The following is a 22,710-nucleotide window of genomic DNA, read 5'->3' as shown; positions in this document are numbered from 1 at the left end:
CCGCGGCTCCAAGCCTGCCTGCGCAGGCTTGGACGTGCCCGAAGAGTGGCCGCCTCTGGCGGACCCCCCGAGGCGCGAAGCGCCTCAGGGGGTCTTCACACCTGCATATTCATGATGTCGGTATACGCCTGCACCATGCGGTTGCGCACATGCAGCGTGGCCTGGAAGCCGATCTGGGCTTTCTGAATGGCCACCATGGTCTCCTCCAGGCTGACCGAGGGATTCTCCAGCTGGACTTCCTTTTGCAGGTCGGACGACTTGTTCTGCGCGGCACTCACGGACTGCAGGGCGCCCTTGAGTGCGCCCGAGAAGCCCACGTCGTTGCCCTCGGCCTGCGGCATGGCGGCACGGCGCGCCATGCCGGCACCCGTCATGGGGGTGGTGGAGCTGGGTATGCGGAGGTCCATGGCAGTGTCCATTGGGGGCTAGGGGATGCTGTGATAGTAGCCAGGCGCCCGGGGTGCATCATGGGGAATAGATGGTCAAAGGCGCGGCTTATCGGCAGAACATGGCCGGTACTTGAGCCGAATAATCGAACCCACGCCAAGGTCCGTTGCCGGGCCCCACCTATTGGAAAGCACGATGTCTGCAGTTGCCGAAGTCCCACTCGCTCCGCTCGCACCTCCCGCAGCCAGCCCCAGTCCCAACTGGCTGCAGCGGTTGACCAGCCTCGACCGGGCCCAGCGCATGCGCCTGGGCGTGGGGGTGGCGCTGCTCGTGGCCATGGCGGTCGCCGCCATCGTGCTGGGCCGCCAGCCTGACTACCGCGTCCTGTTTGCCAACCTGAACGACAAGGATGGCGGCGCCATCGTGGCCCAGCTGACCACGATGAATGTTCCCTACAAGTACGCCGAAGGCGGCGGTGCGATCCTCATTCCCGCCGAGAAGGTGCACGACGTGCGCCTGCGCCTGGCCACCCAGGGCCTGCCCCGCGGCTCCGTGACCGGCTTCGAGCTGATGGAGAGCAACCGCTTCGGCATGACCCAGTTCCAGGAACGCCTGAACTTCCAGCGCGGCCTGGAGGGCGAGCTGACCCGCTCCATCCAGGCCCTGTCCTCGGTGCAGAGCGCCCGCGTGCACCTGGCGCTGCCCAACCAGAACGGTTTCTTCCGCGAGCAGCAAAAGCCTTCGGCCTCGGTGCTAATCAGCCTGCACCCCGGCCGCATCCTGGACCGGGCCCAGCTCGCCGGCATCGTCCACCTGGTGGCCTCCAGCGTGCCCGAACTGGCGCCCTCGGCCGTCAGCGTGCTCGACGACACGGGCAAGCTGCTCTCGCAGTCGCCCGACGGCACCTCGGCGAATGCGGTCGATGCGCAGCAACTGCTCTACGTGCAACAGATCGAGCAGCAGCTCACGCGCCGCATCCAGGAGATCCTGGAGCCCGTGGTCGGCCGCAACAACGTCAAGGCCCAGGTCTCGGCCGAGCTGGACTTCAGCCGCACCGAGTCCACGTCCGAGCAGTTCCGCCCCAACCAGACCCCCGATGCCAAGGCTGTGCGCAGCCAGCAGATGCTGGAAACCTCGGGCTCCGCCCAGAAAACCGCGACCGGTGTGCCGGGTGCCGTTGCCAATCAACCACCCGCACCCTCGGCTGCACCCATCAACGGCGCCAATCCTGCACCCCAGGCCGGCGCCCAGCAGGGTACCGAAGAGTCGTCGAGCAAGCGCGAGTCCACCACCAACTACGAAGTGGACAAGACCGTGCGGGTCACGCGTGGCAACAACTGGGCCATCAAGCGCCTGAATGCCGCCGTGGTGGTCAACTACCAGTCGACCGAAGAAAAGGGCAAGACCGTCACCAAGGCGCTCACCCCCGAGCAGCTGGAGCAGATGAAGGCGCTGGTGCGTGAAACCATTGGTTTCAACGGCGAGCGCGGCGATTCCGTGAACCTCATGAACACGCCGTTCCAGGTGGAAGCCGCTGCGTCGAACGATGTGCCGCTGTGGAAGCAGCCCGAGGTCATCGATGTGGCCAAGAGCTTCGCCTGGCCGGTGGGTGCCCTGCTGTTCGCTGCCATGGTGCTGCTGGGCCTGGTGCGTCCGGCGCTCAAGGGTGCGGACCCCAAGGCGGCCAGGGCTGGCGAGCTGCCGAGGGCGGGCGGACAGCTGGATGCCATCGAGGCGGAGCAGCCCGATCGTCCGGCTTTGCCGTCCCCGGGCAAGAAGGAAGAGAATGTGGTCGCCACGCCAGAGCAATTGCGTCTGGAAGAGGCCCGCGTACTGGCCAAGGAAAACCCCGTGGCCGTCGCCAATATTCTCAAATCCTGGGTGAACGGCGAAAATGCCTGACCCCGTCGCCTCTTCACATGCTTGGATAGCCCATGGATGAACAAGGTCTCAACGACGCCGCCATCATGCTGATGTCCCTCGGCGAGGAGGAGGCGGCCGAGGTGTTCAAGCACCTCTCGCCCAAAGAGGTTCAGAAGCTGGGTGAGACCATCGCGCGCATGAAATCGGTGTCGCGCGAAAAGGTGGACAGCGTCATCAACCGGTTTGCCGACGCCGCCGCGGCCCAGAGCCTGCTGGTGTCCGACACCGGCAACTACGTGCGCGCCGTGCTCAAGCGCGCCCTGGGCGACGACAAGGCCTCGCTGCTGATCGACCGCATCCTGCAGGGCGGCGACGTTTCCGGCATCGAAAGCCTCAAGTGGATGGACCCGCTGTCGGTGGCCGAGCTGCTGCGCAACGAGCATCCCCAGATCGTCGCGGCCATCCTGGTGCACCTGGACAGCGAGCAGGCCTCGGGCATCCTGATGCACCTGACCGACCGCCAGCGCAGCGAAATCCTGCTGCGCGTGGCCACGCTCGAAGGCATTCAGCCCACGGCGCTCAAGGACCTCAACGAAGTGCTGTTCAAGGTGCTGGCCGGGGGCGACAAGATCCGCAAGAGCTCGCTGGGCGGCGTCAAGGCGGCGGCCGAGATCATCAACCTGCTGGGCTCCAACATGGATGCCGTGGTGATCGAGTCCATCCGCGGCTACGACCCCGATCTGGCACAGAAGATCATGGACAAGATGTTCGTCTTCGAAGACGTGCTCAAGCTCGACAACACCGCCATCCAGGCCGTGCTCAAGGAAGTGGCGTCGGAGACGCTCATCGTCGCGCTCAAAGGCGCCGTGCCCGAGCTGCGCGAAAAATTCCTGTCCAACATGTCCTCGCGTGCCGCCGAGGCACTGCGCGAAGACCTCGAATCGCGCGGCCCGATGCGGCTTTCCGAGGTGGAAGCGCAGCAAAAGGAAATCCTCAAGACGATCCGCCGCCTGTCCGACGAAGGCCAGATCGTGATCGGTGGTGGTGGCGACGATGCCTTCGTCTAACAGCCAGCGCTCGTATTCGCGTTTCATCCCCAGCGAAGAGGTGGGGGTGGTCACGCAATGGAAGTTCGGCGCCGTGGATGGCTCCGAACCGGTGGAGCCCGAACCCGAGGTGCTGCCCGAGCCCGAGCCCCCGCCCCCCGATCCGGCCGAGGTGGAGGCTGCGCAACTGGCATTGGTGCAGCAGGCCTGCGATGCGGCTTTTTCCCAGGGCCTGGCACAGGGCCAGTCCGACACGGCGCTCGAATGGCAGCAGCGCATGGACGACTACGTGGCAGGCCAGGCGCAGGAGATGTCCCAGAGCATTGCCGGCGTCGTGCGCTCCCTCGAGGAGTCGCTGGCCGCCCTGCAGCAGCGCATGGCCCAGGACGTGTTGGCGCTGGCCTGCGACATCGCCCGCGAAGTCGTGCGCCGGGAGCTGTCGGTCAGCCCCGACGTGCTTGAGCCCGTGGTCCGCGAGGCCGTGGGCATGCTGGTGGCCGAGGGGCGGCCTGCCCTGGTGCGCCTGAACCCTGCGGACATGGGCGCCGTGGAGCAGCCGCTGCGCGACGAGATGGGTGCTGGCATCCAATGGGTGGCCGATGCGTCCGTGCCCGCCGGCGGATGCCTGGTCGAGTCGGGTGGCACGGTGGTCGATGGCAGCGTGGACAAGCGCTGGGAGCGTGCCATCGCCTCGCTGGGGCTGGAATCGCCCTGGCAGGAGAGCGGCGATGAGCGTTGATGCCCCCGCCTCCAATGCCTGGACGCAATTCATGGAGGATGCGCGCGAGCGCGTGCGCCACCGTGCGCCGCTGGAGACGCGCGGCACCCTGACCCGGCTGACCGGCCTGGTGCTGGAGGCTGCCGGCATCCGCGTGCCCGTGGGTTCGCAGTGCATGGTGCAGATGCCGGGCCATGCCCCGGTGCTGGCCGAGGTGGTCGGGTTCTCGGCCGACCGGGCCTTTCTCATGCCAGCGGGCGACATCCACGGCCTGTCCAGCGGCGCCAGCGTGGTGCCCGCCGCCCCTTATGTCGCCAGCCCGCGCCTGGGCGAAGCCTCCCGGCCCTCCCCGAAGGCGGGCGTGCTGCGCCTGCCCATGGGCGACGGTCTGCTGGGGCGGGTGGTCGATCCGCAGGGCCTGCCCCTGGACCATGGAGGGCCGGTGCAGGACGTGGTCTCCGAGCCCATGGACCGCCGCCAGATCAATGCCATGGACCGCGACCCGGTGCGCCTGCCGCTGGACACCGGCGTGCGCGCCATCAATTCGCTGCTCACCGTGGGCCGCGGCCAGCGCCTGGGCCTGTTTGCCGGCTCGGGCGTCGGCAAGAGCGTGCTGCTGGGCATGATGGCCCGCTACACGGCGGCCGACGTGATCGTGGTGGGGCTCATCGGCGAGCGGGGCCGCGAGGTCAAGGAGTTTGTCGAGGACATCCTGGGCGAAGATGGCCGTGCGCGCTCCGTCGTGGTGGCCGCACCGGCCGACGCGCCGCCGCTGCTGCGCATGCAGGGAGCGGCCTACGCCACCGCTGTGGCCGAGCATTTCCGCGACAAGGGCAAGCATGTGCTGCTGCTCATGGACTCGCTGACCCGCTATGCCATGGCCCAGCGCGAGATCGCGCTGGCCATCGGCGAGCCACCGGCCACCAAGGGCTACCCGCCATCGTGCTTTGCCAAGCTGCCCGCATTGGTCGAGCGCAGCGGCAACGGCCTGCATGGCGTGGGCTCCATCACCGCCTTCTACACCGTGCTCTCTGAGGGCGACGACCAGCAGGACCCGATTGCCGACGCTGCGCGCGCCATCCTGGACGGGCACATCGTGCTGTCGCGCTCGTTGGCCGAGTCCGGGCATTTTCCGGCCATCGACATCGAGCAATCGGCGTCGCGCGTGATGCACAACGTGGTCTCGCGCGGCCACTTCGACGTGGCACGGCGTTTTCGCGCCGTCTACTCGCGCTACCAGAAGAGCCGCGACCTGGTGCAGGTGGGGGCCTACATGAGCGGATCCGACCCCGCGCTGGACGAAGCCATCCGCCTGCAACCGCAGATGGCCGCCTTCCTGCAGCAGGACATGTTCGAGGCGTCCACCATGGACCAGAGCGTGAACGCCATGGCGTCCGTGCTCGACCAGTAAGCATCCGAAGGCTGCGCCATGTCCGTCCTCAGTGCCCTCATCGTCGCCGTGGAGATCGCCTCGCGCAAGCGGGACGAGGCACGCCACGTGCTGCAGGAAGCCCTGGCCGTGCAGCAGGCGGCCCAGGCGCAGCTCCACCAGCTGCAGGACTATGCGCGCGAGACGGAGCAGCGCTGGGGCATGCAGGAGGACACCCGCGTGCAGCCCGAGGTGATGTACCACCACTACCAGTTCATGGACCGGCTGGGGCATGCGGCGGGCCTGCAGACCGGCGTGGTGGGTGACCAGGCGGCACGGGTCGAGAACGCACGGCACGGCCTGATGGACGCCGAGCGCCGCCTGGCCAGCCTGCGCAAGGTGGTCGAGCAGCGGCGCCGCGAGCTGGAGCAGGCCCAGGCCCGCATGGAGCAGAAGCAAACCGATGAACGTGCGGCGATGCAGTACAGCCGCAGGGTTCAGGACCGATAGGGCAGGAGAATTGACCATGGAACAGGCACGCATATCCACCAACCAGGGAACGCAGTCTTCCCAGCAGACCACCCGCACACGTGCCCATGCGCAGCAAAAGGGCGCCACGGACGATGCTGCCGGGGCTGCGGCCCAGCCAGACAGTTTCCTGGCGTTGCTGGCCGCGCAGGACCCGGAGTTCGCCGAGGGCGGGGACCCGCTGGCCGCCGTTCCCGGGGCTGCCGATGCCTCTGGCACCCTGGCCACCGTTGATCCCTCCACCCTGGTCGGCTGGCAGGCGCTGGTCGCGGGCGACAGTGCTGCCCAGCAACTCAGGGGGCAGGGCGGCGACACGGCGGGCGCGGAGGGCATGACCACTGCCGGCCTGCTGGGGCAGACCGGCGTGGCGCGGGGCACCAGCATGCTGGCCGATTCGGCAGGCGCTGCCCAGGCCCTTGCCGGGCAGCTGCTGGCGGGCCAGGGCCTGCCGGCCGCCGACGGACTGGTGTCGCAAACCGCGGCGCTGGATGGCGGTTTCCAGGATGCTTCGCAGCCGGCCACGGCCACACTGGGCTTTGGGCGCCAGTTCTCGCGCATGCACAGCGCAGCCCTGCAGCGCGGTGCCAGCGATGCGGGCCTGGGCGCAGCGGGTAGCGTGGGCGCCGTGTCGGCGCGCGCTGCGGGCGATGATGCCAGGCAGGTGGCCGCATCCACGGGCGATCTGTCGACGGTGTCCAGCGCGGTGGCCAGTACCGTGCGCGAGTTCGGTCCCGGCCTGCACCGCGGTTCGGGCGAGGGCGGTACCCCCGGGGCGGACGCCGCCTTGCTGGTCAATCCGGATCCCTCGGCTGCCGTGGCGGCTCCCGGTGCGCGCAGCGCGGATGCGGGCGGCGGCGAATCATCCCGGCATGGCGGCTCGGGCGGCCTGGGCGAAGGCGGCACCGAGCCCTCCTTCGCGGTGGACAGTGCATCGGGCACCCCTGGCTTCGAGGAACTGGCGCAGACCGGCGCTGAAGAGCTGCTGGCCGAGCAGGTCACCTACTGGGCCAACCAGAAGACCCAGAATGCCGAGCTCACCCTGAACCGCGACGGCCAGCCCCTGGCTGTGAGCGTGGCCCTGTCCGGCAACGAGGCCCATGTCACCTTCCGCAGCGACCAGGAGCACACCCGCGAGATGCTGGACCAGAGCATGGCGCAGCTCAGCGAGCTGCTGCGCGGCGAGGGCCTGGTCCTGTCGGGCATGACCGTGGGCACCTCGGCAGGCCAGGGCGCCATGGCGGGCGATGGCGAGCAGCAGCGCAACCGCTCGGGCGAGGGGCAGCAGGCCCAGGTGCTGGTGGCGGGCCCCACGGATGTCAGCCAGCGGCTGGCGGGCAGCGGTACGCGCAACAGCGCCGTGGACGTCTTCGTGTAACGCGGCTGCAGCCAGGGGGCTGCAGCGGCAATCGCCATGCCAGGCTGGCACGGCGATTGCCGACGTCAACACCCTGTTCGTGGGTGTATTCTGGCTATTATTGGGAGGGCAGCTGCGCCACAATAGGAAGCGTCTGCTGGCGCAATGCCGTTCCCGGCGCGATGCCACCACCGAATCCCATCTAAGGACCCTGCCACGTGTCTGCCAACGCTGCCGCTCCGGCCAAGGAGAAGCCCAAAAGCAAGAAGATGCTGATCATCGTGATTGTGCTGGTGCTCGTGCTGGGCATCGCAGGTGCTGCGGCCTTCTTCGTGCTGGGCAAGAAAAAGCCGGCCGAGGAGGAGGAAGGTGCTGCCGCGGAGCCGGCCCACCAGACCGCCAAGGTACCCCCCACGTTCCTGCCGTTCGAGAACATGGTGGTCAACCTGGCCGACCCGGGCGGCGACCGGTTTGCCCAGATCGGCATCACCGTCGAAGTCACCGACGCCAAGACGGCCGAACAGATCAAGCTCTACCTGCCATCCATCCGCAGCAATGTGCTGCTGCTGGTCTCGCAACGCACCTCCGGGGAGCTGCTGGCCCGCGAGGGCAAGGAAAAGCTCGCCAAGGACATCCTGCGCGAAGTCTCGCGCCCGCTCGGCTTCACCGTGCCGCGCGACCGCCCCAAGCGTGCCGCATCGGCCGAGGAGGACGAGGAAGAGGACCGCCCGGTGCGCAAGCCGCCGAGGAATCCGGTACAAGGCATTCTTTTCTCCAGCTTCATCATCCAGTGACGCAAGGACAATCCTGCCATGAGTGATTCATTCCTATCGCAGGAAGAGGTTGATGCCCTTCTGGAAGGCGTCACTGGCGAGAGCCAGAAGTCCGTCGAGGAAGTGGCCGAGTCGGGGTCCGTACGCAACTACGACATCTCGAGCCAGGAGCGCATCGTCCGCGGCCGCATGCCGACGATGGAAATCGTCAACGAGCGGTTTGCGCGCAATTTCCGCATCGGCCTGTTCAACTTCATCCGCCGCAGCCCCGAGATTTCGGTGGGCACCGTGTCGGTGCAGCGCTACAGCGCCTTCCTGCGCGAACTGGCCGTTCCGACCAACTTCAACATCGTCGCCATCCGCCCGCTGCGCGGCAGCGGCCTGATCGTCTGCGAGCCGTCCCTGGTGTTCGGCATCATCGACACGCTGTACGGCGGGGTGGGAAAGTTCCAGACCCGCATCGAAGGGCGAGATTTCTCGCCCACCGAGCAGCGCGTGATCAACCGGCTGGTCGATGTGATCTGCGCCGAGTACAAGAAGGCCTGGCAGGGCATCTACCCGCTGGAGCTCGACTACCAGCGCTCGGAGATGCAGCCGCAGTTCGCCAACATCGCCACGCCCAGCGAGATCGTGGTGTCCACCGCATTCCAGCTGGAAATTGGCGACCTGTCTGGCGCCATCCACATCTGCATGCCCTACGCCACGCTGGAGCCCATCCGGGACGTGCTGTACTCCTCGACGCAGGGCGATTCCATCGAGGTGGACCGGCGCTGGGTGCGGGTGCTCACACGCGAGATCCAGGCGGCCGAGGTGGTGCTGGTGGCCGAGCTGGCCAAGGCCGATGCCACGGTGGAGCAACTGCTGGCGATGAAGCCCGGTGATTTCATCGAGCTCGACCGGGAGCCGCGCATCCGCGCCTCCATCGGGGGGGTTCCCATCTTCGAGTGCCAGTATGGGACCCACAATTCGAAATATGCCATCCGTATCGAAGAGTGTTTGCGCAATTCGGACATGAGCTGGCTGGGAGAAAAAGATGTCAACTGAAGAAGACAACAAGGACGGCGCAGCCGAGGACCCGTTTGCAGGCTGGGCCGAAGCGCTCGAGGAGCAAAAGAGCGCGGACGACAAGCCCGGCGATGCGGAGCAGGGTGGCCCCCTGTCCGGCGAGGCGGTGCGTCCGTCCTCGTCGAGCAACAGCGATGGCACCGTCAACGACATCAACATGGTGCTGGACATTCCTGTCCAGCTGTCGGTGGAGCTGGGGCGCACCAAGGTGCCGATCAAGTACATCCTGCAACTGGCGCAGGGCTCGGTGGTCGAACTCGATGCGCTGGCCGGCGAACCCATGGACGTGCTCGTCAATGGCTACCTGATCGCCCAGGGCGAGGTGGTGGTGGTGAACGACAAGTTCGGTATCCGCCTGACCGATGTGGTGACGCCCTCGGAGCGGTTGCGGCGCGTGAGCCGTGGCTGATGGGGGCAACGCCATGGGGATGACCCAGACGCTGGTCATCGTCGTCCTGTTCGTGGGGGCCATGGCCTGCCTGCCCTGGCTCATCAAGCGCCTGCAGCAGCACCATGCCGCCGGCGGCCTGCCGGCCGGTGCCGCATCGCGCGTGCTGTCGGCGGTGGCCGTGGGGCCCCAGCAGCGCGTGGTCACCGTGGAGGTCGGCCCCGAAGGCGCGCGCACCTGGCTGGTGCTCGGTGTCACGGCGCAGCAGGTCAGTTGCCTGCATGTGCTGGCGGCGCCAGCCACCGCCGCCGCTGCGTCGGCGGCCTTGCCTGCGGTGGTGCCCGATGCGTCCGCCTTCGCCCGCGAAATGGCGGCCGCCGAGGCGCGCAAGGAACCGCATGTCTGAGCCTGCGCGCCCCGCATCGCGACACACCACGGCGTGGATGACCGCGCTGGCGGCCCTCGCCCTCCTGGCCTGGCAGGTACCGGCACTGGCGCAGACGGCCGGCGCCACGCCGCCGGCTCCAGGCTCGCTGCCTGTGCTGATCGGCTCCGGCAGCGGCGGATCGAGCTACTCCGTGCCGATCCAGACGCTGCTGTTCTTCACGGCGCTGTCCTTCCTGCCGGCCATCCTGCTGTTGATGACGGGCTTCACGCGCATCGTCATCGTGCTGTCGCTGCTGCGCCAGGCGCTGGGCACGCAATCGGCACCGCCCAACCAGGTGATCATCGGTCTGTCGCTGTTCCTGACCTTCTTCGTCATGGGGCCGACGTTCGACCGCGTGCACAAGGAAGCCTACGTGCCCTACACCACCAATGCCATCACGTTCGAGCAGGCGGTGGACCGGGCCGAGGTGCCCATGCGCGAGTTCATGCTCAAGCAGACCCGGCAGTCGGACTTTGCGCTGTTCGCACGCCTGGCGCGGCTGGCCCCTGAGGTGACGGCCGAGACCGCGCCGTTTCGCGTGCTGGTGCCGGCCTTCGTGACCAGCGAGCTCAAGTCCGCATTCCAGATCGGGTTCATGATCTTCATCCCCTTCCTGGTGATCGACATGGTGGTCTCCAGCATCCTCATGTCGCTGGGCATGATGATGCTCTCACCGGTGCTCGTGGCGCTGCCGTTCAAGCTCATGCTGTTCGTGCTGGCCGATGGCTGGAACCTGCTGATCGGCTCGCTGGCCGCCAGTTTTGCCACCTAGACCCAGGAGAAATGCCATGACTTCGCAGATGGTCCTCACCATGGGGCGCGACGCCCTGACGCTGCTGTTGATGATCGCCATGCCCGTGCTCGGGGTGGTGATGGCCGTGGGCCTGGTGGTCAGCATCTTCCAGGCCGTGACGCAGATCCATGAGGCGACGCTGGCCTTCGTGCCCAAGCTGATCGCCGCGATGGTGGTGTTCGCGATCGCCGGGCCCTGGATGATCAGCACCCTGGTGGACTACATCCGCCGCACCATCGAGTCGATTCCCTCCGTCGTGGGTTAGCCCCCGGTGCTGGCGTGATCACCTTCACCGAGGCCCAGCTGGTGGCCTGGATATCACCCATCCTGTGGCCATTCATCCGGGTGCTGGCAATGTTCTCCGTGGCGCCGGTGTTTTCCATGCGCGCGATTCCCATGCGCGTGAAGATCGGGCTGGCCTTCTTCGTGGCCGTGTCTGCCCAGGCCGTGCTGCCCGTCCAGCCAGTGATCGACATCAATGGGCGCGAGGCGCTGGGTGCCGTCGCCCAGCAGGTGGCCGTAGGGCTGGCCATCGGGTTTTCGGTGCGCCTGGTGTTCGCCTCGGTGGAGCTGGCCGGTGAAATGATCGGTCTGCAGATGGGCCTGAACTTCGCATCGTTCTTCGACCCCGCCAGCAATGGCCAGGTGAGTGCCGTGGCGCGCTTCTTCGGGCACATGTCCACGCTGCTGTTCATTGTCATCAATGGCCACCTGATGGTCATCATGGCCGTGGTCAAGAGCTTCGACCGCTTTCCCGTGAACGGCAACTTCCTGCAGGCCATCGGCCAGATGCGCCTGTACGAGCTGGGCAGCTCGCTGTTTTCCAGCGCCCTGTGGATCGCCCTGCCCATGATCGCGCTGCTGCTGTTCGTCAACCTGGCAATGGGCATCATCTCGCGCGTGGCGCCGCAGATGAACATCTATGCGGTGGGCTTCCCGGTCACGCTCACCGTGGGCCTGCTGGGCATCGCCGCCACCCTGCCCATGCTGGAGCAGCCCATCCTCACGCTGATGCAGCAGTCCATCGACCTGTTCTCCAGCCAGCGGTAGCGGCTGCTGGCAAGAAGCTCCGCCGGTAACGCAGGCATGTCGCAAGCCAGTGCCACCGTGGAACTGGCTTTGTCAGGCCAGGGGTGGCGTCTCCCTTCAGGGGGATGGCGCGAAGCGACTCAGGGGGTCATACCAACTCATTGCGGATGGCGTAGACCGTGAGTTCGGCGTTGTTGGAGAGCTTTAGTTTCTCGAGCACGCGCGAGCGGTAGACGCTCACGGTCTTGGGGCTGAGCATCAGCTCCTCGGCGATGTCGGCCAGGCGCCGGCCCGAGGCGATCTTGATCAGCGTCTGCAATTCGCGCTCGGACAGCGTGGCGTGGGGGCTCTCCAGCACCGGCTGGGCCAGGCTTTCGGCCAGCATCTGCGCCACCTCGGCCGTCAGGTACTTGCGGCCCTGCATCACCACGCGCACTGCGTTGATCAGCTCCACCGGGTCGGATGCCTTGTTGGCATAGCCCTGGGCGCCGGCCTTCAGGCAGCGCAGTGCGTACTGGTCTTCGGGGTACATCGATACCACCAGCACCTTGATGGTGGAGTGCGTTTCGCGCAGGGTGGCCAGCACCTCCAGGCCGCCGCGGCCGGGCATGTTCAGGTCCAGCAGCAGCACGTCGCAGGGGGCCGTGCGCAGCACCTCGCGCAGCTCGGCGTAGCCGCCGGCCTCCCCGGTCACCTTGATGTCGGTGGCCTCGGTGAGGGTGTCGCGGATGCCGCGTCTGAGCACGGCATGGTCATCGCACAAAACGACGTTGATCACCAGACATCTCCTGGGTTGGCGGGCTGGTCCGATGGGGCGGCCAGCGGTATCGACAGTGTGAGGCAGGTTCCCTTGCCCGGCTGGGTGCTGACATCGAGCCAGCCCCCCACGGTGCGGGCCCGCTCGTGCAGGCCCTTGATCCCGAAGGCCTTGGGCTTGTCCGCCAGCTGCGCGACGTCGAAGCCACAGCCATCATCGGCGATCTCCACGGTCAGCACTCCCTCATGGTCGGACAGGTCGATATGCACCTTGCCGGCCTGGGCGTATTTGGCGATGTTGGTCAGCGCCTCCTGTGCGGTGCGGTAGGCCACCAGCCGGATGTCGCTGGGCACGTCGATCGCCTCGCCGCTGGCCGTGACCTGGGTGCGCACCGCGCACCGGCGCTCGAAACCCGCGGCCAGCCACTGCACGGCCGCCACCAGCCCCTGCTCCAGGATCGGCGGGCGCAGGTTCATCATGATGCGCTGGCTGGCACCGATGGCGTGTTGCAACATGTCCGAGGCGCTGGCGAGGTGGCCCTGCGTCGCCGGGTCCTGTGCATGCCGGCCGATCCAGGCCAGGTCCACGCGCACGGCGGTCAGCGAGCCGCCGATGTCGTCGTGGATCTCGCGCGCGATGGAAGCGCGCTCCTGTTCGATGGAGGTCTGCAGGTGCTCGGTGAGTTCCGCCAGGCGCTGCTGGGAGGCTGCCAGTTCGGCCACGGCGCGCTCGCGGTCCTGGCGCGCCTGGTGCACCTCGATGGCCCGGGTGACCACGTGCGGCAGGCGGGAAATGTCGTCCTTGAGCAGGTAGTCGGAGAAACCCAGGCGCATGGCATCCACGGCGGCGGCCTCGCCAATGGCCCCGGATAACAACACAAATGGTACAGGTGTTGCTAATTTAGCCACATGCTCCCACGCATCGAGCGCAGTGAATCCTTGCAGTCTGTAGTCCGCAAGGATCAAATCGAAGGACTCGTGGGTGGTGCGATCGCAGAAATCCTGCAGGGTGTCGACCTGCTGGAGCGTGCAATGCAGCTTGGCACGCTGCAAAGTGAGCTTGGCCAGAACATGGTCTGCCAGCGAATCCTCCAGGTGCAGGAGGCGTAAGGGCTGGCCTGCTACTGTCATGACCATATGAGCGCTATCATAGGATACAAATTGGAACAAACAAGGGTGTTTGTCCCGGTAGGGTGGGTGAGAAGGCTATCGTCCAATAGAACGCAATGTCGGGGTTTTTGCAAGGGTTGGCGGGGTCTGCCAGCGCGGGTTGCCTGTTACAGGGGCCCTGACCCTGGTCTGCTTGTTGCTATGGAGAAACAATGCAATCTACGCTATCAACGTCAACTGGGCCGGCAGTTCAGGTTCCGGTCATGGTGGCAGCAGAACTGCAGGATTCCCTGCTGGTCGTCATGCACGATCTGCACCGCCTGGAAGGCTTGTTGAACCATGCCACGGACAACCTGCTGGAGCGCTTTGGCGAGGCCAATGCGGTACTGAACGATGCCTTCGTGGCGGATTCGCCCGAGCTGGCGGCCGCGCGTGATGCCCTGCGCAGTGCCGTCACCGAACTGCAGTTCCAGGACATGGCGTCGCAGCTCATCTGGCATACCACCAAGGTGCTGCAGGGCTGTGCGTTCCGGCTGGCCTCCGAGGCCATGGGGCACGACGAGGGCGAGGAGGCGGCGCCGTTTGCCGAAATGGCGCCGGACCGGCCCAATCCCGTCACGCAAAGCGAGATGGATGCCGGTTCCATTGATCTATTTTGAAGTTGGCATCGCTGGTTCACCTATATATTCAAGTCAGTTGGAGTCCTAAATGCAATCGATACTTGCCGTAGATGATTCACCGTCCATGCGGAAAATGGTGTCCTTCACCCTCACCGGTGCGGGTTACCACGTGGTGGAGGCGGTGGATGGGCAAGATGCCCTGGAAAAGGCCGAAAGCCACGACATCCACCTGGTGCTGGCCGACCAGAACATGCCCCGGCTCGATGGCATAGGCCTCACGCGCAAGCTGCGCGAGCACCCCAAGTTCAAGACCATCCCCATCCTGATCCTGACCACCGAATCGAGTGACCAGATGAAGCAGGCGGGACGCTCGGCCGGTGCCACCGGTTGGCTGGTCAAGCCGTTCGATCCCAACCGCTTGATCGAAGTCATCCAGAAGGTGATCCGTTGAAACGGGTGCACGGGCGCCACCACGTATAAAGGAGCCGACTATGGCTGAAAGCTATCAAGAGGGATCAGGGGCCGGCGGTGCTGACTTTGACCTGAGCCAGTTCTACCAGATCTTTTTTGAAGAAGCTGGCGAAAACCTGGACCAGATGGAGCAGATGCTGCTCGACCTGGACCTGAGCGCCGCGAACGACGAAGAGCTCAATGGCATTTTCCGCTGCGCGCATTCGATCAAGGGCGGGGCCGCCACGTTCGGCTTCTCCGACGTGGCCGAGCTGACGCACCAGATGGAGTCGCTGCTCGACCGGCTGCGCCGCCACGAGCTGCAACCCATCCCGCAGATGGTCGACGTGCTGCTGGAATCGGCCGATGCCTCGCGCAGCCTGCTGGCGCGCCACCAGGCGGGCGGGCAGGGCGAGGCCGTGTCCACCACCTCCCTGGTCAAGCGCATCAGCGAACTGGCGGCAGGCGTCGTCCCCGAGGACGCTCCTGCTGGTGCTGCTGCCCCTGCCCCTGCTGCGGCGCCGGCCCCGGTGGCCGCCGCGCCCGCACCGGCTCCCAAGGCCCACGTGCCCGGGCAGCCGCGCAAGCTGCAGATCCACATCGGCCCGCTGGACAAGACCGAGCAGGCCGACACCATCAAGGAGCTGTTCCGCGACATTCCCGGCCTGGGCTCCATCAGCGACCTGCCCAGCGTGCAGGCGGGTATGCGGGTGTTCGCGGTGGAAACCACCTCGTCCACCGACGACCTGCTGGACCTGTTCGCCTTCCATGTCTCCAAGGAGCATGTGCGCTTCGTCGATGGCGAGGAAGAAGCCGCCGCGGTGGCCGAGGTCGATCCCGACCAGGCCATCCACGAGGGCGAGCCTCCTGCGGGCGGTGCCGACGTGTCCTACGGCTTCTTCTCGGATGCCCCTGGCGCACCCAGCGCGGTGCCTGCCGCCAACGCGGCTGCCAAGCCCTCGGCGAAGGCTGCGGCGGCTGCCGAGCCCAAGGCTGCGGCCCAGGCCCAGATGGAGTCCACGACCATCCGCGTGGCCGTGAACAAGGTCGATCAGCTCATCAACCTGGTGGGCGAACTCGTGATCACCCAGGCCATGCTGGCCCAGAACAGCCGCGGGCTGGATGCCGGCGCCTACCAGCAGTTGCTGGCCGGCCTGGCCGACCTGGACCGCAATACGCGGGACCTGCAGGAATCGGTGATGTCGATCCGCATGATCCCCATGTCCATCGTCTTCAGCCGCTTCCCGCGCATGCTGCGCGACCTCGCCAACAAGCTGGGCAAGAAGGTCGAGCTGGTCACGCTGGGTGAAGCCACCGAACTGGACAAGGGCCTGGTCGAGAAGATCACCGACCCGCTGACCCACCTGGTGCGCAACAGCTGTGACCACGGCATCGAGATGCCCGCCGAGCGGCTGGCCAAGGGCAAGCCCGAGCTGGGCACCATCACCCTGTCGGCATCGCACCAGGGCGGCTCCATCGTCATCGAGGTGCGTGACGACGGCCGTGGCCTGTCGCGCGAGAAGATCCTGCGCAAGGCGCAGGAGCGGGGCCTCGATGTGTCCGACCAGATGAGCGATGCCGAGGTGTGGCAGCTGATCTTCGCGCCCGGCTTCTCCACCGCCGAAGAAGTGACCGACGTGTCGGGGCGCGGCGTGGGCATGGACGTGGTCAAGCGCAACATCGCCGCCCTGAACGGCTCGGTCGAAGTGGACTCCGCCGAAGGCTACGGCATGAAGGTGTCGGTGCGCCTGCCGCTCACCCTGGCCATCATGGATGGCATGTCGGTGGGCGTGGGCGAAGAGGTCTACATCCTGCCGCTGTCCTCGGTGGTGGAGTCCTTCCAGGTCAACTCCGACGATGTCAGCACCGTGGCCCAGGGCTCGCAGCTGGTCAAGGTGCGCGACGAGTACATGCCCGTCATCGCGCTCGAGAAGATCTTCCAGGTGCCGCGCTTCGACCTCAACAAGTCGAGCAACATCATGGTGGTGGTGGAGGCCGACGGCAGCCGCGTGGCGTTGCTGGTCGACGAGCTCCTGGGCCAGCACCAGGTGGTGGTGAAGAACCTGGAGACCAATTACCGCAAGGTGCCCAATGTCTCGGGCGCCACCATCCTCGGCGACGGCACGGTGGCACTGATTCTGGACACGGGCGGCCTGGTGCGCCGGGCCCGCCACTGATTCGGGCGCGATGCGTTCATGGAGTGCATCTGCACTGCTAACAAGGAGAACTCACCATGAGTGTGATGGGTAAGACGGCCGACAGCGCGCCAACTGGTGCGCGCGAATACCTGACCTTCCGGCTTGACCAGGAAGAGTACGGCATCGACATCCTGAAGGTTCAGGAAATCCGCGGCTACGAGCCGCCCACCCGCATTGCCAATGCCCCCGAGTTCATCAAGGGCGTGACCAACCTGCGCGGCACCATCGTGCCCATCGTGGACATGCGCCTGAAGTTCAACTGCGCGCAGGCGGACTACAACAGCTTCACGGTGGTCATCATCCTGAACCTGCGCAACCGCGTGGTGGGCATCGTGGTGGACTCGGTCAGCGACGTGATGGAGCTCACGCCCGAGAGCATCCGTTCGGCGCCCGACATCGAAAGCGCCATCGACAACAGCTGCATCCTGGGGCTGGGCTCGGTGGGCGAGCGCATGCTGATCCTGCTGGACATCGAGAAGCTGATGTCCAGCCTGGACATGGGATTGGTGACGGCAGCGGAATAAGAACGCCCACACGTTCTCAGCCAGGTGGATGGCCGCAAGCCAAACTGCAGACAAGGGTCTGCTGGCCTTTTGGAGCGAAATGGACTTCCGAGCGGATGATCAAAATGATGCCCCAGACCACCAGTGTTTCCTCGGCCGGCGCGCGTGTTGCAGCCGCCGCTGCTGCCAGCGCGCCCGCACCCTCGGGCCCGCTGGCGCAGGGGCGTGAGTTCGTATGGACCAATGCCGACTTTGCGCGCGTGCAGTCGCTGATCTACCAGCGTGCCGGCATCAGCCTGCACGATGGCAAGCACGCCATGGTCTACAGCCGGCTCTCGCGCCGGCTGCGCGACACGGGCTACAACAGCTTCCATGACTACCTGAGCTGGCTGGAGAAGCACGACGGCCCCGAGTGGCAGGAGTTCATCAACGCCCTGACGACCAACCTCACGGCCTTCTTCCGCGAGCAGCACCACTTCGAGATCTTCGCCACGCTGCTGCGCAGCAAGCCGGCCAACACGCCCTGGAAGGTGTGGTGCAACGCGGCCTCCACCGGCGAGGAGCCGTATTCCATCGTCATGACGGCCTTCGAGGCCTTGGGGGCCAATGCCTCCTTCAAGCTCACGGCCAGTGACATCGACTCGAAGGTGCTCGCCACGGCGGGCCAGGGCGTCTACCGGCTCGACAACCTCAAGGGCCTGGGCCCGGAGCGGCTGCAGAAGTTCTTTCTGAAAGGCAAGGGCGGCAACGATGGCATGGTGCGGGCCAAGCCCGAGCTGCGCCGGGCCATCGAATTCATGAGCGTGAACCTCATCCGCGATGACTGGCCGTTCAAGGAGCCTTTCGACGTGGTGTTCTGCCGCAACGTGATGATCTATTTCGATGCGCCCACGCAGCGCAAGGTACTGGAGCGCATCCACCGCGTGCTCAAACCCGGTGGCATGCTGTTTGTGGGGCATGCGGAGAATTTCAGCGAGTCCCGCGATCTCTTCACCCTGCGTGGCAAGACGGTCTATGAACGCCGGTGATCCGCCCCTTTGTTCGCCCATAGGAACTTGTTCCAAGCAGCTCCCATGACCAATAACCAATCCGGCCTCACGTCAAACACCTTCACGCCTGGTGCCGCCGCTGCTGCTGCGCCGGAGCGCCGGCGGGCGCCGCGCATCGCGCCGTTGAGCGCGGACATCTATTCGACCAGCACGGCGCCCCGCGAATCGTCGCTCAACGAGCTCAAGGCCCGCTCCAGGAAGCCCGGTGAGGCATCCTTCTTCTACCTGGACCACCACTTCCAGCACAATGCCGTGAAGGTGCTGCCCGGCGAGTATTTCGTGGCCGACGAAAGCATGGTCATCATGACGGTGCTCGGCTCGTGCATTGCGGCCTGCCTGTGGGACAGCCGGGCCCACATCGGCGGCATGAACCACTTCATGCTGCCCGACGGCGACCTGGCGGATGCCTCGGGCCGCTACGGTTCGTACGCGATGGAATTGCTCATCAACGAGATGCTCAAGCTCGGGGCCCGGCGTGAAACCATGCAGGCCAAGATCTTTGGCGGGGCGCAGGTGATGCACAATTTCACCACCATGAACGTGGGTGAACGCAACACCACCTTCGTGCTCAACTACCTGCACACGGAGCGCATTCCCATCGTGTCCGAAGACGTCCTGGACATCTATCCCCGCAAGGTGGTGTTCTTCCCGGTGACGGGCAAGGCCATGGTCAAGCGCCTGGCCCATGCCCACCCCGAGACCCTGGTGGAGCAGGAAGTGCGTGGAAATGCCGCGACCGTGGCCAAGAGCACCTCGGGTGGCTCTGTGGATCTGTTTTGATTGAAGATGACGAAGAAAGCCTGAGCGAACAATGAGCAGGAAAATCCGGGTGATCGTGGTGGACGATTCGGCACTGGTCCGCAGTCTGCTGTCGGAGATCATCAACCGGCAGCGGGACATGGAGTGCATCGGCACGGCCAACGACCCCTTGGTGGCGCGCGAGATGATCCGGGAGATGAACCCGGACGTGATCACCCTGGACGTGGAAATGCCGCGCATGGATGGCATCGACTTTCTGGGCCGGCTGATGCGCCTGCGGCCCATGCCGGTGGTGATGATCTCCACGCTGACCGAGCGCGGTGCCGAAGTGACCATGAAGGCCCTCGAGCTGGGGGCCATCGATTTCGTGGCCAAGCCCCGGGTGGGTCTGGCCAGCGGGCTCAACGACCTGGCCAGCCAGATCGTGGACAAGATCCGCGTGGCCGCGGTGGCCCAGGTGCGCCGCGTTGCGCCGCGCGAGGCTTCGTCTGCGCCCCATGCGTCCGATGCCGGCACGGCGGCCCCGGCGGCACCGACCACCCTGCTGGGTCGGCTGTCCACCGAAAAGCTGATCTGCATCGGCGCCTCCACGGGCGGCACCGAAGCCATCAAGGAGGTGCTGGTGCACATGCCGGCCGATTCGCCGGGCATCGTGATCACGCAGCACATGCCCCCGGGCTTCACCACCAGCTTTGCGGCGCGGCTCAACGGCCTGTGCCAGATCACGGTTAAGGAAGCCGTGAACGGTGAGCGCATCCTGCCCGGCCATGCCTACATCGCACCGGGCGGGACGCAGTTCCACGTGGCGCGCAGTGGCGCCAACTACGTGGCCGTGGTCGACGATGGCCCGCCGGTCAATCGCCACAAGCCCTCGGTGGAGGTGCTGTTCAAGTCGGCAGCCGCCGTCGTGGGGCGCAACGCGTTCGGCATCATGCTCACCGGCATGGGCAACGATGGCGCTGCCGCCATGCGCGAAATGAAGGATGCCGGCAGCTACAACTACGTGCAGGACGAGGCCACCTGCATCGTCTTCGGCATGCCGCGCGAGGCCATCGCCCATGGCGCGGCCGACGAAGTGCTGCCGCTGGGCCAGATTGCGCCCGCGCTGGTGGCGCGCCTGCGTGGTGCGACCGACCGGCTCCACCACCGGATCTGACCTGGGCGCGGCCTTGGCGCCGATCGATGGGGCCCTGCCCCACCGATGCGTTCCGATCGGTCAGGCCGACAGCGCCGTCCAGCGTTCCAGCGCCGCCATCAATTCCTCATCGATCTCGCTGGCGCGTGCCGTGAGCTTCGCGGCGCGTGCGCCATCGGTGGCGTAGACGCTGCCATCGGCCAACACGGCCTGGACCTCGGCCTGCTCCTTCTCCAGCGCCTCGATGCGCTCGGGCAGCGTGTCGAGTTCGCGCTGCTCCTTGTACGACAGCTTCTTGCGCGAGGTCTGCTCCGTCTTGGACGGGGTTGCCGCCGGGGCGGCTTCCTTGGCAGCGGCGGCCTTGGTGCCTGCCGCGGGTGCGGCGGCCGCGGCGGCCGCACGGCTGCGGCGCGATTGCAGCAGCCAGTCCTGCACGCCGCCTTCGTACTCGCGCCACAGGCCATTGCCTTCGGAGGCGATGGTGCTGGTCACCACGTTGTCCAGGAAGGTGCGGTCATGGCTCACGAGGAACACCGTGCCGTCGTAGTTCTCGAGCAGTTCTTCGAGCAGGTCCAGCGTGTCGATGTCCAGGTCGTTGGTCGGTTCGTCGAGCACCAGCACATTGGCTGGGCGCGCGAACAGGCGCGCCAGCAGCAGGCGGTTGCGCTCGCCCCCCGAGAGCGAGCGCACGGGGGAATGCGCGCGCGCCGGCGAGAACAAAAAGTCGCTCAGGTAGCTCTTGACGTGCTTGCGCTGGTTGCCGATCTCGATCCACTCGCTGCCGGGGCTGATGAAGTCCTCCAGCGTCGCATCCAGGTTCACCGCATGGCGCATCTGGTCGAAGTAGGCCACCTGCAGGTTGGCGCCCTGGCGGATCTCGCCGGTGTCCGGCGCCAGCTCGCCCAGGATCATCTTCAGCAGCGTGGTCTTGCCCGCGCCATTGGGGCCGATCAGGCCCACCTTGTCACCGCGCAGGATGGTGCCGGTGAAGTTGCTGACGATGGTCCGGTCGCCAAACGACTTGCTCACGTTGGTGAGCTCGGCCACGATCTTGCCCTGGTAGCCATTGCCGCTGCCCGTGGCCACGTCCATGCGCACGCTGCCCACGACGTCGCGGCGCGCCTCGCGGCGCGCACGCAAATCCTGCAGGCGCGTGATGCGGCTCTGGCTGCGGGTGCGCCGCGCTTCCACGCCGCGGCGAATCCACACCTCTTCCTGCGCCAGCAGCTTGTCGGCCTTGGCCGAGATCACTGCCTCCTGTGCGAGCTGGTCTTCCTTCTGGATTTGGTACTGGGCAAAGTTGCCGGGGTAGGAGCGCAGCTGGCCACGGTCCAGTTCCACGATGCGCGTGGCGACCCGGTCCAGGAAGGCCCGGTCGTGGGTGATGGTGACCACGCTGCCCGGGAAGTCGAGCAGCAGGTCCTCCAGCCATTCGATGGAATCGAGGTCCAGGTGGTTGGTGGGTTCGTCGAGCAGCAGCACGTCGGGGCGCGCCACCAGCGCCTGGGCCAGGGCCACGCGCTTCTTGGTGCCGCCCGACAGGGTGCCGACGATGGCTTCCGGGTCCAGGTGCAGGCGCTGCAGGGTTTCTTCCACGCGCTGCTCCCAGTTCCAGGCGTCGTAGGCCTCGATCTGCGATTGCAGTGCGTCCAGGTCCAACCCTTCCGCACCCGAGAGGTACTGGTCGCGCACGGCGATCACGGCCTGCAGGCCTTCGGACGCCGCCTTGAAGATGCTGGCTTCGGGGTCCAGTGAAGGCTCTTGTGCCACGAAGGCGATGCGGGTGCCTTGCTGCACCTGCAGCGATCCATCATCGGGCTTGGCCATGCCGCCCAGGATCTTGAGCATGGACGATTTGCCGGCGCCGTTGCGCCCGATCAGTCCCACGCGCTCGTTTGCCTCCAGGGAGAAGCCGGCGTGGTCCAGCAGTGCAACGTGCCCAAATGCGAGTTGGGCGTCCAGTAGAGTGATAAGTGCCATAGGGGGAGGATTATCGAGGGCGCGCGCACTTTGCATGTGTCGAAGGGCTGACGGGGCGTTTTGCGGTACCAGGACGGGGGGCAGCGGGCAGGTTGCCAGCACGTTGACCTGGGGTGGGTATGCCTCCTGTGATCCGCTTCTATATAGAGAGGGGGCGGGTCCTGCCGCAGGACGTGCGGGCGGGCGGCTCCTTGCCAGGGCGGGAGCATCGAAAGTACGCGTGCTCTTTCCTCGGCCCCAAAACTCGTGCTATAGTCGAGGGCTTCGCTGCACGGAGGTCCTTCTTTGGAGGTCTGGGTGGATAAGGAAGGAAGTTTGAAAAAACTTCGGTAGTTTTAGAAAAGTCGCTGATTTCTCGGTATACAATCTAAGGCTGCGCTGACAAGGGCTGACTGCTGAAAGGTGGTTGA

Annotated in this window: 24 protein-coding genes; 20 read left to right on the top strand and 4 right to left on the bottom strand. The window is 66.1% G+C overall.

Annotated elements, in window-relative coordinates:
- Positions 1 to 95 precede the first annotated feature (95 nt).
- Positions 96 to 407: a flagellar hook-basal body complex protein FliE gene (gene fliE / locus PMI14_RS10475; protein WP_007853768.1), complete on the bottom strand. Its 312-nt coding sequence runs from the start codon at positions 405 to 407 to the stop codon at positions 96 to 98.
- A gap of 175 nt (positions 408 to 582) precedes the next feature.
- On the opposite strand from fliE, the gene fliF reads away from it, so the two are divergent.
- The 13 genes from fliF to fliR all read left to right on the top strand — a co-directional run bounded on the left by fliF (position 583) and on the right by fliR (position 11,761).
- Entirely contained in the window at positions 583 to 2,289 is a 1,707-nt protein-coding gene (gene fliF / locus PMI14_RS10470) for a flagellar basal-body MS-ring/collar protein FliF (RefSeq protein ID WP_007853765.1), read from the top strand.
- A 32-nt stretch (positions 2,290 to 2,321) separates the two neighbouring features.
- Positions 2,322 to 3,317 carry a flagellar motor switch protein FliG gene (gene fliG, locus PMI14_RS10465; RefSeq protein WP_007853762.1) on the top strand — a complete coding sequence of 332 codons (996 nt, stop codon included), beginning with the start codon at positions 2,322 to 2,324 and terminating at the stop codon, positions 3,315 to 3,317.
- Entirely contained in the window at positions 3,304 to 4,035 is a 732-nt protein-coding gene (locus tag PMI14_RS10460; RefSeq protein ID WP_007853759.1) for a flagellar assembly protein FliH, read from the top strand. The genes fliG and PMI14_RS10460 overlap by 14 nt, the downstream gene beginning before the upstream one ends.
- 31 nt (positions 4,036 to 4,066) lie before the next feature.
- A complete protein-coding gene (gene fliI, locus PMI14_RS10455) occupies positions 4,067 to 5,425 on the top strand; it encodes a flagellar protein export ATPase FliI (RefSeq protein WP_085947280.1) in 1,359 nt (452 codons plus the stop codon).
- An 18-nt stretch (positions 5,426 to 5,443) separates the two neighbouring features.
- Positions 5,444 to 5,893 (top strand): flagellar export protein FliJ, encoded by a 450-nt coding sequence (gene fliJ / locus PMI14_RS10450; RefSeq protein ID WP_007853755.1) that lies wholly within the window; start codon positions 5,444 to 5,446, stop codon positions 5,891 to 5,893.
- Between the two features lie 16 nt (positions 5,894 to 5,909).
- Entirely contained in the window at positions 5,910 to 7,286 is a 1,377-nt protein-coding gene (locus tag PMI14_RS35570) for a flagellar hook-length control protein FliK (RefSeq protein ID WP_007853753.1), read from the top strand.
- A gap of 197 nt (positions 7,287 to 7,483) precedes the next feature.
- Positions 7,484 to 8,059, top strand: a complete 576-nt coding sequence (fliL, locus tag PMI14_RS10440; protein WP_007853751.1) for a flagellar basal body-associated protein FliL — start codon at positions 7,484 to 7,486, stop codon at positions 8,057 to 8,059.
- Between the two features lie 18 nt (positions 8,060 to 8,077).
- A complete protein-coding gene (gene fliM / locus PMI14_RS10435; protein WP_007853747.1) occupies positions 8,078 to 9,082 on the top strand; it encodes a flagellar motor switch protein FliM in 1,005 nt (334 codons plus the stop codon).
- Entirely contained in the window at positions 9,072 to 9,512 is a 441-nt protein-coding gene (fliN, locus tag PMI14_RS10430) for a flagellar motor switch protein FliN (protein WP_007853744.1), read from the top strand. The genes fliM and fliN overlap by 11 nt, the downstream gene beginning before the upstream one ends.
- Before the next feature lie 19 nt (positions 9,513 to 9,531).
- On the top strand, positions 9,532 to 9,897 hold the full coding sequence (locus PMI14_RS10425) for a flagellar biosynthetic protein FliO (protein ID WP_035203196.1): 366 nt from the start codon (positions 9,532 to 9,534) through the stop codon (positions 9,895 to 9,897).
- A complete protein-coding gene (gene fliP / locus PMI14_RS10420) occupies positions 9,890 to 10,690 on the top strand; it encodes a flagellar type III secretion system pore protein FliP (RefSeq protein ID WP_007853735.1) in 801 nt (266 codons plus the stop codon). Before PMI14_RS10425 ends, fliP begins: the two co-directional genes overlap by 8 nt.
- A 16-nt stretch (positions 10,691 to 10,706) precedes the next feature.
- A complete protein-coding gene (gene fliQ, locus PMI14_RS10415) occupies positions 10,707 to 10,976 on the top strand; it encodes a flagellar biosynthesis protein FliQ (protein ID WP_007853732.1) in 270 nt (89 codons plus the stop codon).
- Positions 10,977 to 10,990: 14 nt separating this feature from the next.
- Positions 10,991 to 11,761 carry a flagellar biosynthetic protein FliR gene (gene fliR, locus PMI14_RS10410; RefSeq protein WP_007853729.1) on the top strand — a complete coding sequence of 257 codons (771 nt, stop codon included), beginning with the start codon at positions 10,991 to 10,993 and terminating at the stop codon, positions 11,759 to 11,761.
- Between the two features lie 127 nt (positions 11,762 to 11,888).
- Here fliR and PMI14_RS10405 read toward each other — a convergent pair whose 3' ends face one another.
- Complete coding sequence (locus tag PMI14_RS10405; RefSeq protein ID WP_007853727.1) at positions 11,889 to 12,518, bottom strand: response regulator; 630 nt, start codon at positions 12,516 to 12,518, stop codon at positions 11,889 to 11,891.
- Positions 12,515 to 13,633 (bottom strand): ATP-binding protein, encoded by a 1,119-nt coding sequence (locus PMI14_RS10400; RefSeq protein WP_035203190.1) that lies wholly within the window; start codon positions 13,631 to 13,633, stop codon positions 12,515 to 12,517. The genes PMI14_RS10405 and PMI14_RS10400 overlap by 4 nt, the downstream gene beginning before the upstream one ends.
- Before the next feature lie 185 nt (positions 13,634 to 13,818).
- Between PMI14_RS10400 and PMI14_RS10395 the strand changes: the two genes are divergently transcribed.
- The 7 genes from PMI14_RS10395 to PMI14_RS10365 all read left to right on the top strand — a co-directional run bounded on the left by PMI14_RS10395 (position 13,819) and on the right by PMI14_RS10365 (position 20,341).
- Positions 13,819 to 14,265, top strand: a complete 447-nt coding sequence (locus PMI14_RS10395) for a hypothetical protein (RefSeq protein ID WP_035203188.1) — start codon at positions 13,819 to 13,821, stop codon at positions 14,263 to 14,265.
- A 49-nt stretch (positions 14,266 to 14,314) separates the two neighbouring features.
- A complete protein-coding gene (locus PMI14_RS10390) occupies positions 14,315 to 14,677 on the top strand; it encodes a response regulator (RefSeq protein ID WP_007853722.1) in 363 nt (120 codons plus the stop codon).
- Between the two features lie 40 nt (positions 14,678 to 14,717).
- Positions 14,718 to 16,853, top strand: coding sequence for a chemotaxis protein CheW (locus tag PMI14_RS10385; RefSeq protein ID WP_007853721.1), 2,136 nt, complete (start codon positions 14,718 to 14,720; stop codon positions 16,851 to 16,853).
- Between the two features lie 56 nt (positions 16,854 to 16,909).
- Complete coding sequence (locus PMI14_RS10380; RefSeq protein WP_007853720.1) at positions 16,910 to 17,398, top strand: chemotaxis protein CheW; 489 nt, start codon at positions 16,910 to 16,912, stop codon at positions 17,396 to 17,398.
- Between the two features lie 107 nt (positions 17,399 to 17,505).
- Complete coding sequence (locus PMI14_RS10375) at positions 17,506 to 18,405, top strand: CheR family methyltransferase (protein WP_035203201.1); 900 nt, start codon at positions 17,506 to 17,508, stop codon at positions 18,403 to 18,405.
- Between the two features lie 45 nt (positions 18,406 to 18,450).
- Positions 18,451 to 19,206, top strand: coding sequence for a chemoreceptor glutamine deamidase CheD (gene cheD / locus PMI14_RS10370; protein ID WP_007853718.1), 756 nt, complete (start codon positions 18,451 to 18,453; stop codon positions 19,204 to 19,206).
- Between the two features lie 31 nt (positions 19,207 to 19,237).
- Positions 19,238 to 20,341, top strand: coding sequence for a chemotaxis response regulator protein-glutamate methylesterase (locus PMI14_RS10365; protein WP_007853717.1), 1,104 nt, complete (start codon positions 19,238 to 19,240; stop codon positions 20,339 to 20,341).
- A gap of 60 nt (positions 20,342 to 20,401) precedes the next feature.
- Here PMI14_RS10365 and PMI14_RS10360 read toward each other — a convergent pair whose 3' ends face one another.
- Positions 20,402 to 22,300, bottom strand: a complete 1,899-nt coding sequence (locus tag PMI14_RS10360; RefSeq protein WP_007853716.1) for an ATP-binding cassette domain-containing protein — start codon at positions 22,298 to 22,300, stop codon at positions 20,402 to 20,404.
- Positions 22,301 to 22,710: the final 410 nt, after the last annotated feature.

The sequence above is a fragment of the Acidovorax sp. CF316 genome (genome assembly GCF_000276605.1).
Taxonomy (GTDB): domain Bacteria; phylum Pseudomonadota; class Gammaproteobacteria; order Burkholderiales; family Burkholderiaceae_C; genus Acidovorax.
This window is presented reverse-complemented; position numbering and strand designations above follow the sequence as displayed.

Bases quoted from the DNA above. Each gene is read 5' to 3' on its own strand.
- PMI14_RS10380 (WP_007853720.1), top strand. From the start codon at position 16,910: ATGAGTGTGATGGGTAAGACGGCCGACAGCGCGCCAACTGGTGCGCGC.
- fliI (WP_085947280.1), top strand. From the start codon at position 4,067: ATGGAGGATGCGCGCGAGCGCGTGCGCCACCGTGCGCCGCTGGAGACG.
- PMI14_RS10375 (WP_035203201.1), top strand. From the start codon at position 17,506: ATGCCCCAGACCACCAGTGTTTCCTCGGCCGGCGCGCGTGTTGCAGCC.
- PMI14_RS10425 (WP_035203196.1), top strand. From the start codon at position 9,532: ATGACCCAGACGCTGGTCATCGTCGTCCTGTTCGTGGGGGCCATGGCC.
- PMI14_RS10395 (WP_035203188.1), top strand. From the start codon at position 13,819: ATGCAATCTACGCTATCAACGTCAACTGGGCCGGCAGTTCAGGTTCCG.
- fliM (WP_007853747.1), top strand. From the start codon at position 8,078: ATGAGTGATTCATTCCTATCGCAGGAAGAGGTTGATGCCCTTCTGGAA.
- fliE (WP_007853768.1), bottom strand. From the start codon at position 407: ATGGACCTCCGCATACCCAGCTCCACCACCCCCATGACGGGTGCCGGC.
- PMI14_RS10460 (WP_007853759.1), top strand. From the start codon at position 3,304: ATGCCTTCGTCTAACAGCCAGCGCTCGTATTCGCGTTTCATCCCCAGC.
- PMI14_RS10400 (WP_035203190.1), bottom strand. From the start codon at position 13,633: ATGGTCATGACAGTAGCAGGCCAGCCCTTACGCCTCCTGCACCTGGAG.
- fliJ (WP_007853755.1), top strand. From the start codon at position 5,444: ATGTCCGTCCTCAGTGCCCTCATCGTCGCCGTGGAGATCGCCTCGCGC.
- cheD (WP_007853718.1), top strand. From the start codon at position 18,451: ATGACCAATAACCAATCCGGCCTCACGTCAAACACCTTCACGCCTGGT.
- fliN (WP_007853744.1), top strand. From the start codon at position 9,072: ATGTCAACTGAAGAAGACAACAAGGACGGCGCAGCCGAGGACCCGTTT.
- fliP (WP_007853735.1), top strand. From the start codon at position 9,890: ATGTCTGAGCCTGCGCGCCCCGCATCGCGACACACCACGGCGTGGATG.
- PMI14_RS10360 (WP_007853716.1), bottom strand. From the start codon at position 22,300: ATGGCACTTATCACTCTACTGGACGCCCAACTCGCATTTGGGCACGTT.
- PMI14_RS35570 (WP_007853753.1), top strand. From the start codon at position 5,910: ATGGAACAGGCACGCATATCCACCAACCAGGGAACGCAGTCTTCCCAG.
- PMI14_RS10365 (WP_007853717.1), top strand. From the start codon at position 19,238: ATGAGCAGGAAAATCCGGGTGATCGTGGTGGACGATTCGGCACTGGTC.
- PMI14_RS10390 (WP_007853722.1), top strand. From the start codon at position 14,315: ATGCAATCGATACTTGCCGTAGATGATTCACCGTCCATGCGGAAAATG.
- fliG (WP_007853762.1), top strand. From the start codon at position 2,322: ATGGATGAACAAGGTCTCAACGACGCCGCCATCATGCTGATGTCCCTC.
- fliQ (WP_007853732.1), top strand. From the start codon at position 10,707: ATGACTTCGCAGATGGTCCTCACCATGGGGCGCGACGCCCTGACGCTG.
- PMI14_RS10385 (WP_007853721.1), top strand. From the start codon at position 14,718: ATGGCTGAAAGCTATCAAGAGGGATCAGGGGCCGGCGGTGCTGACTTT.
- fliF (WP_007853765.1), top strand. From the start codon at position 583: ATGTCTGCAGTTGCCGAAGTCCCACTCGCTCCGCTCGCACCTCCCGCA.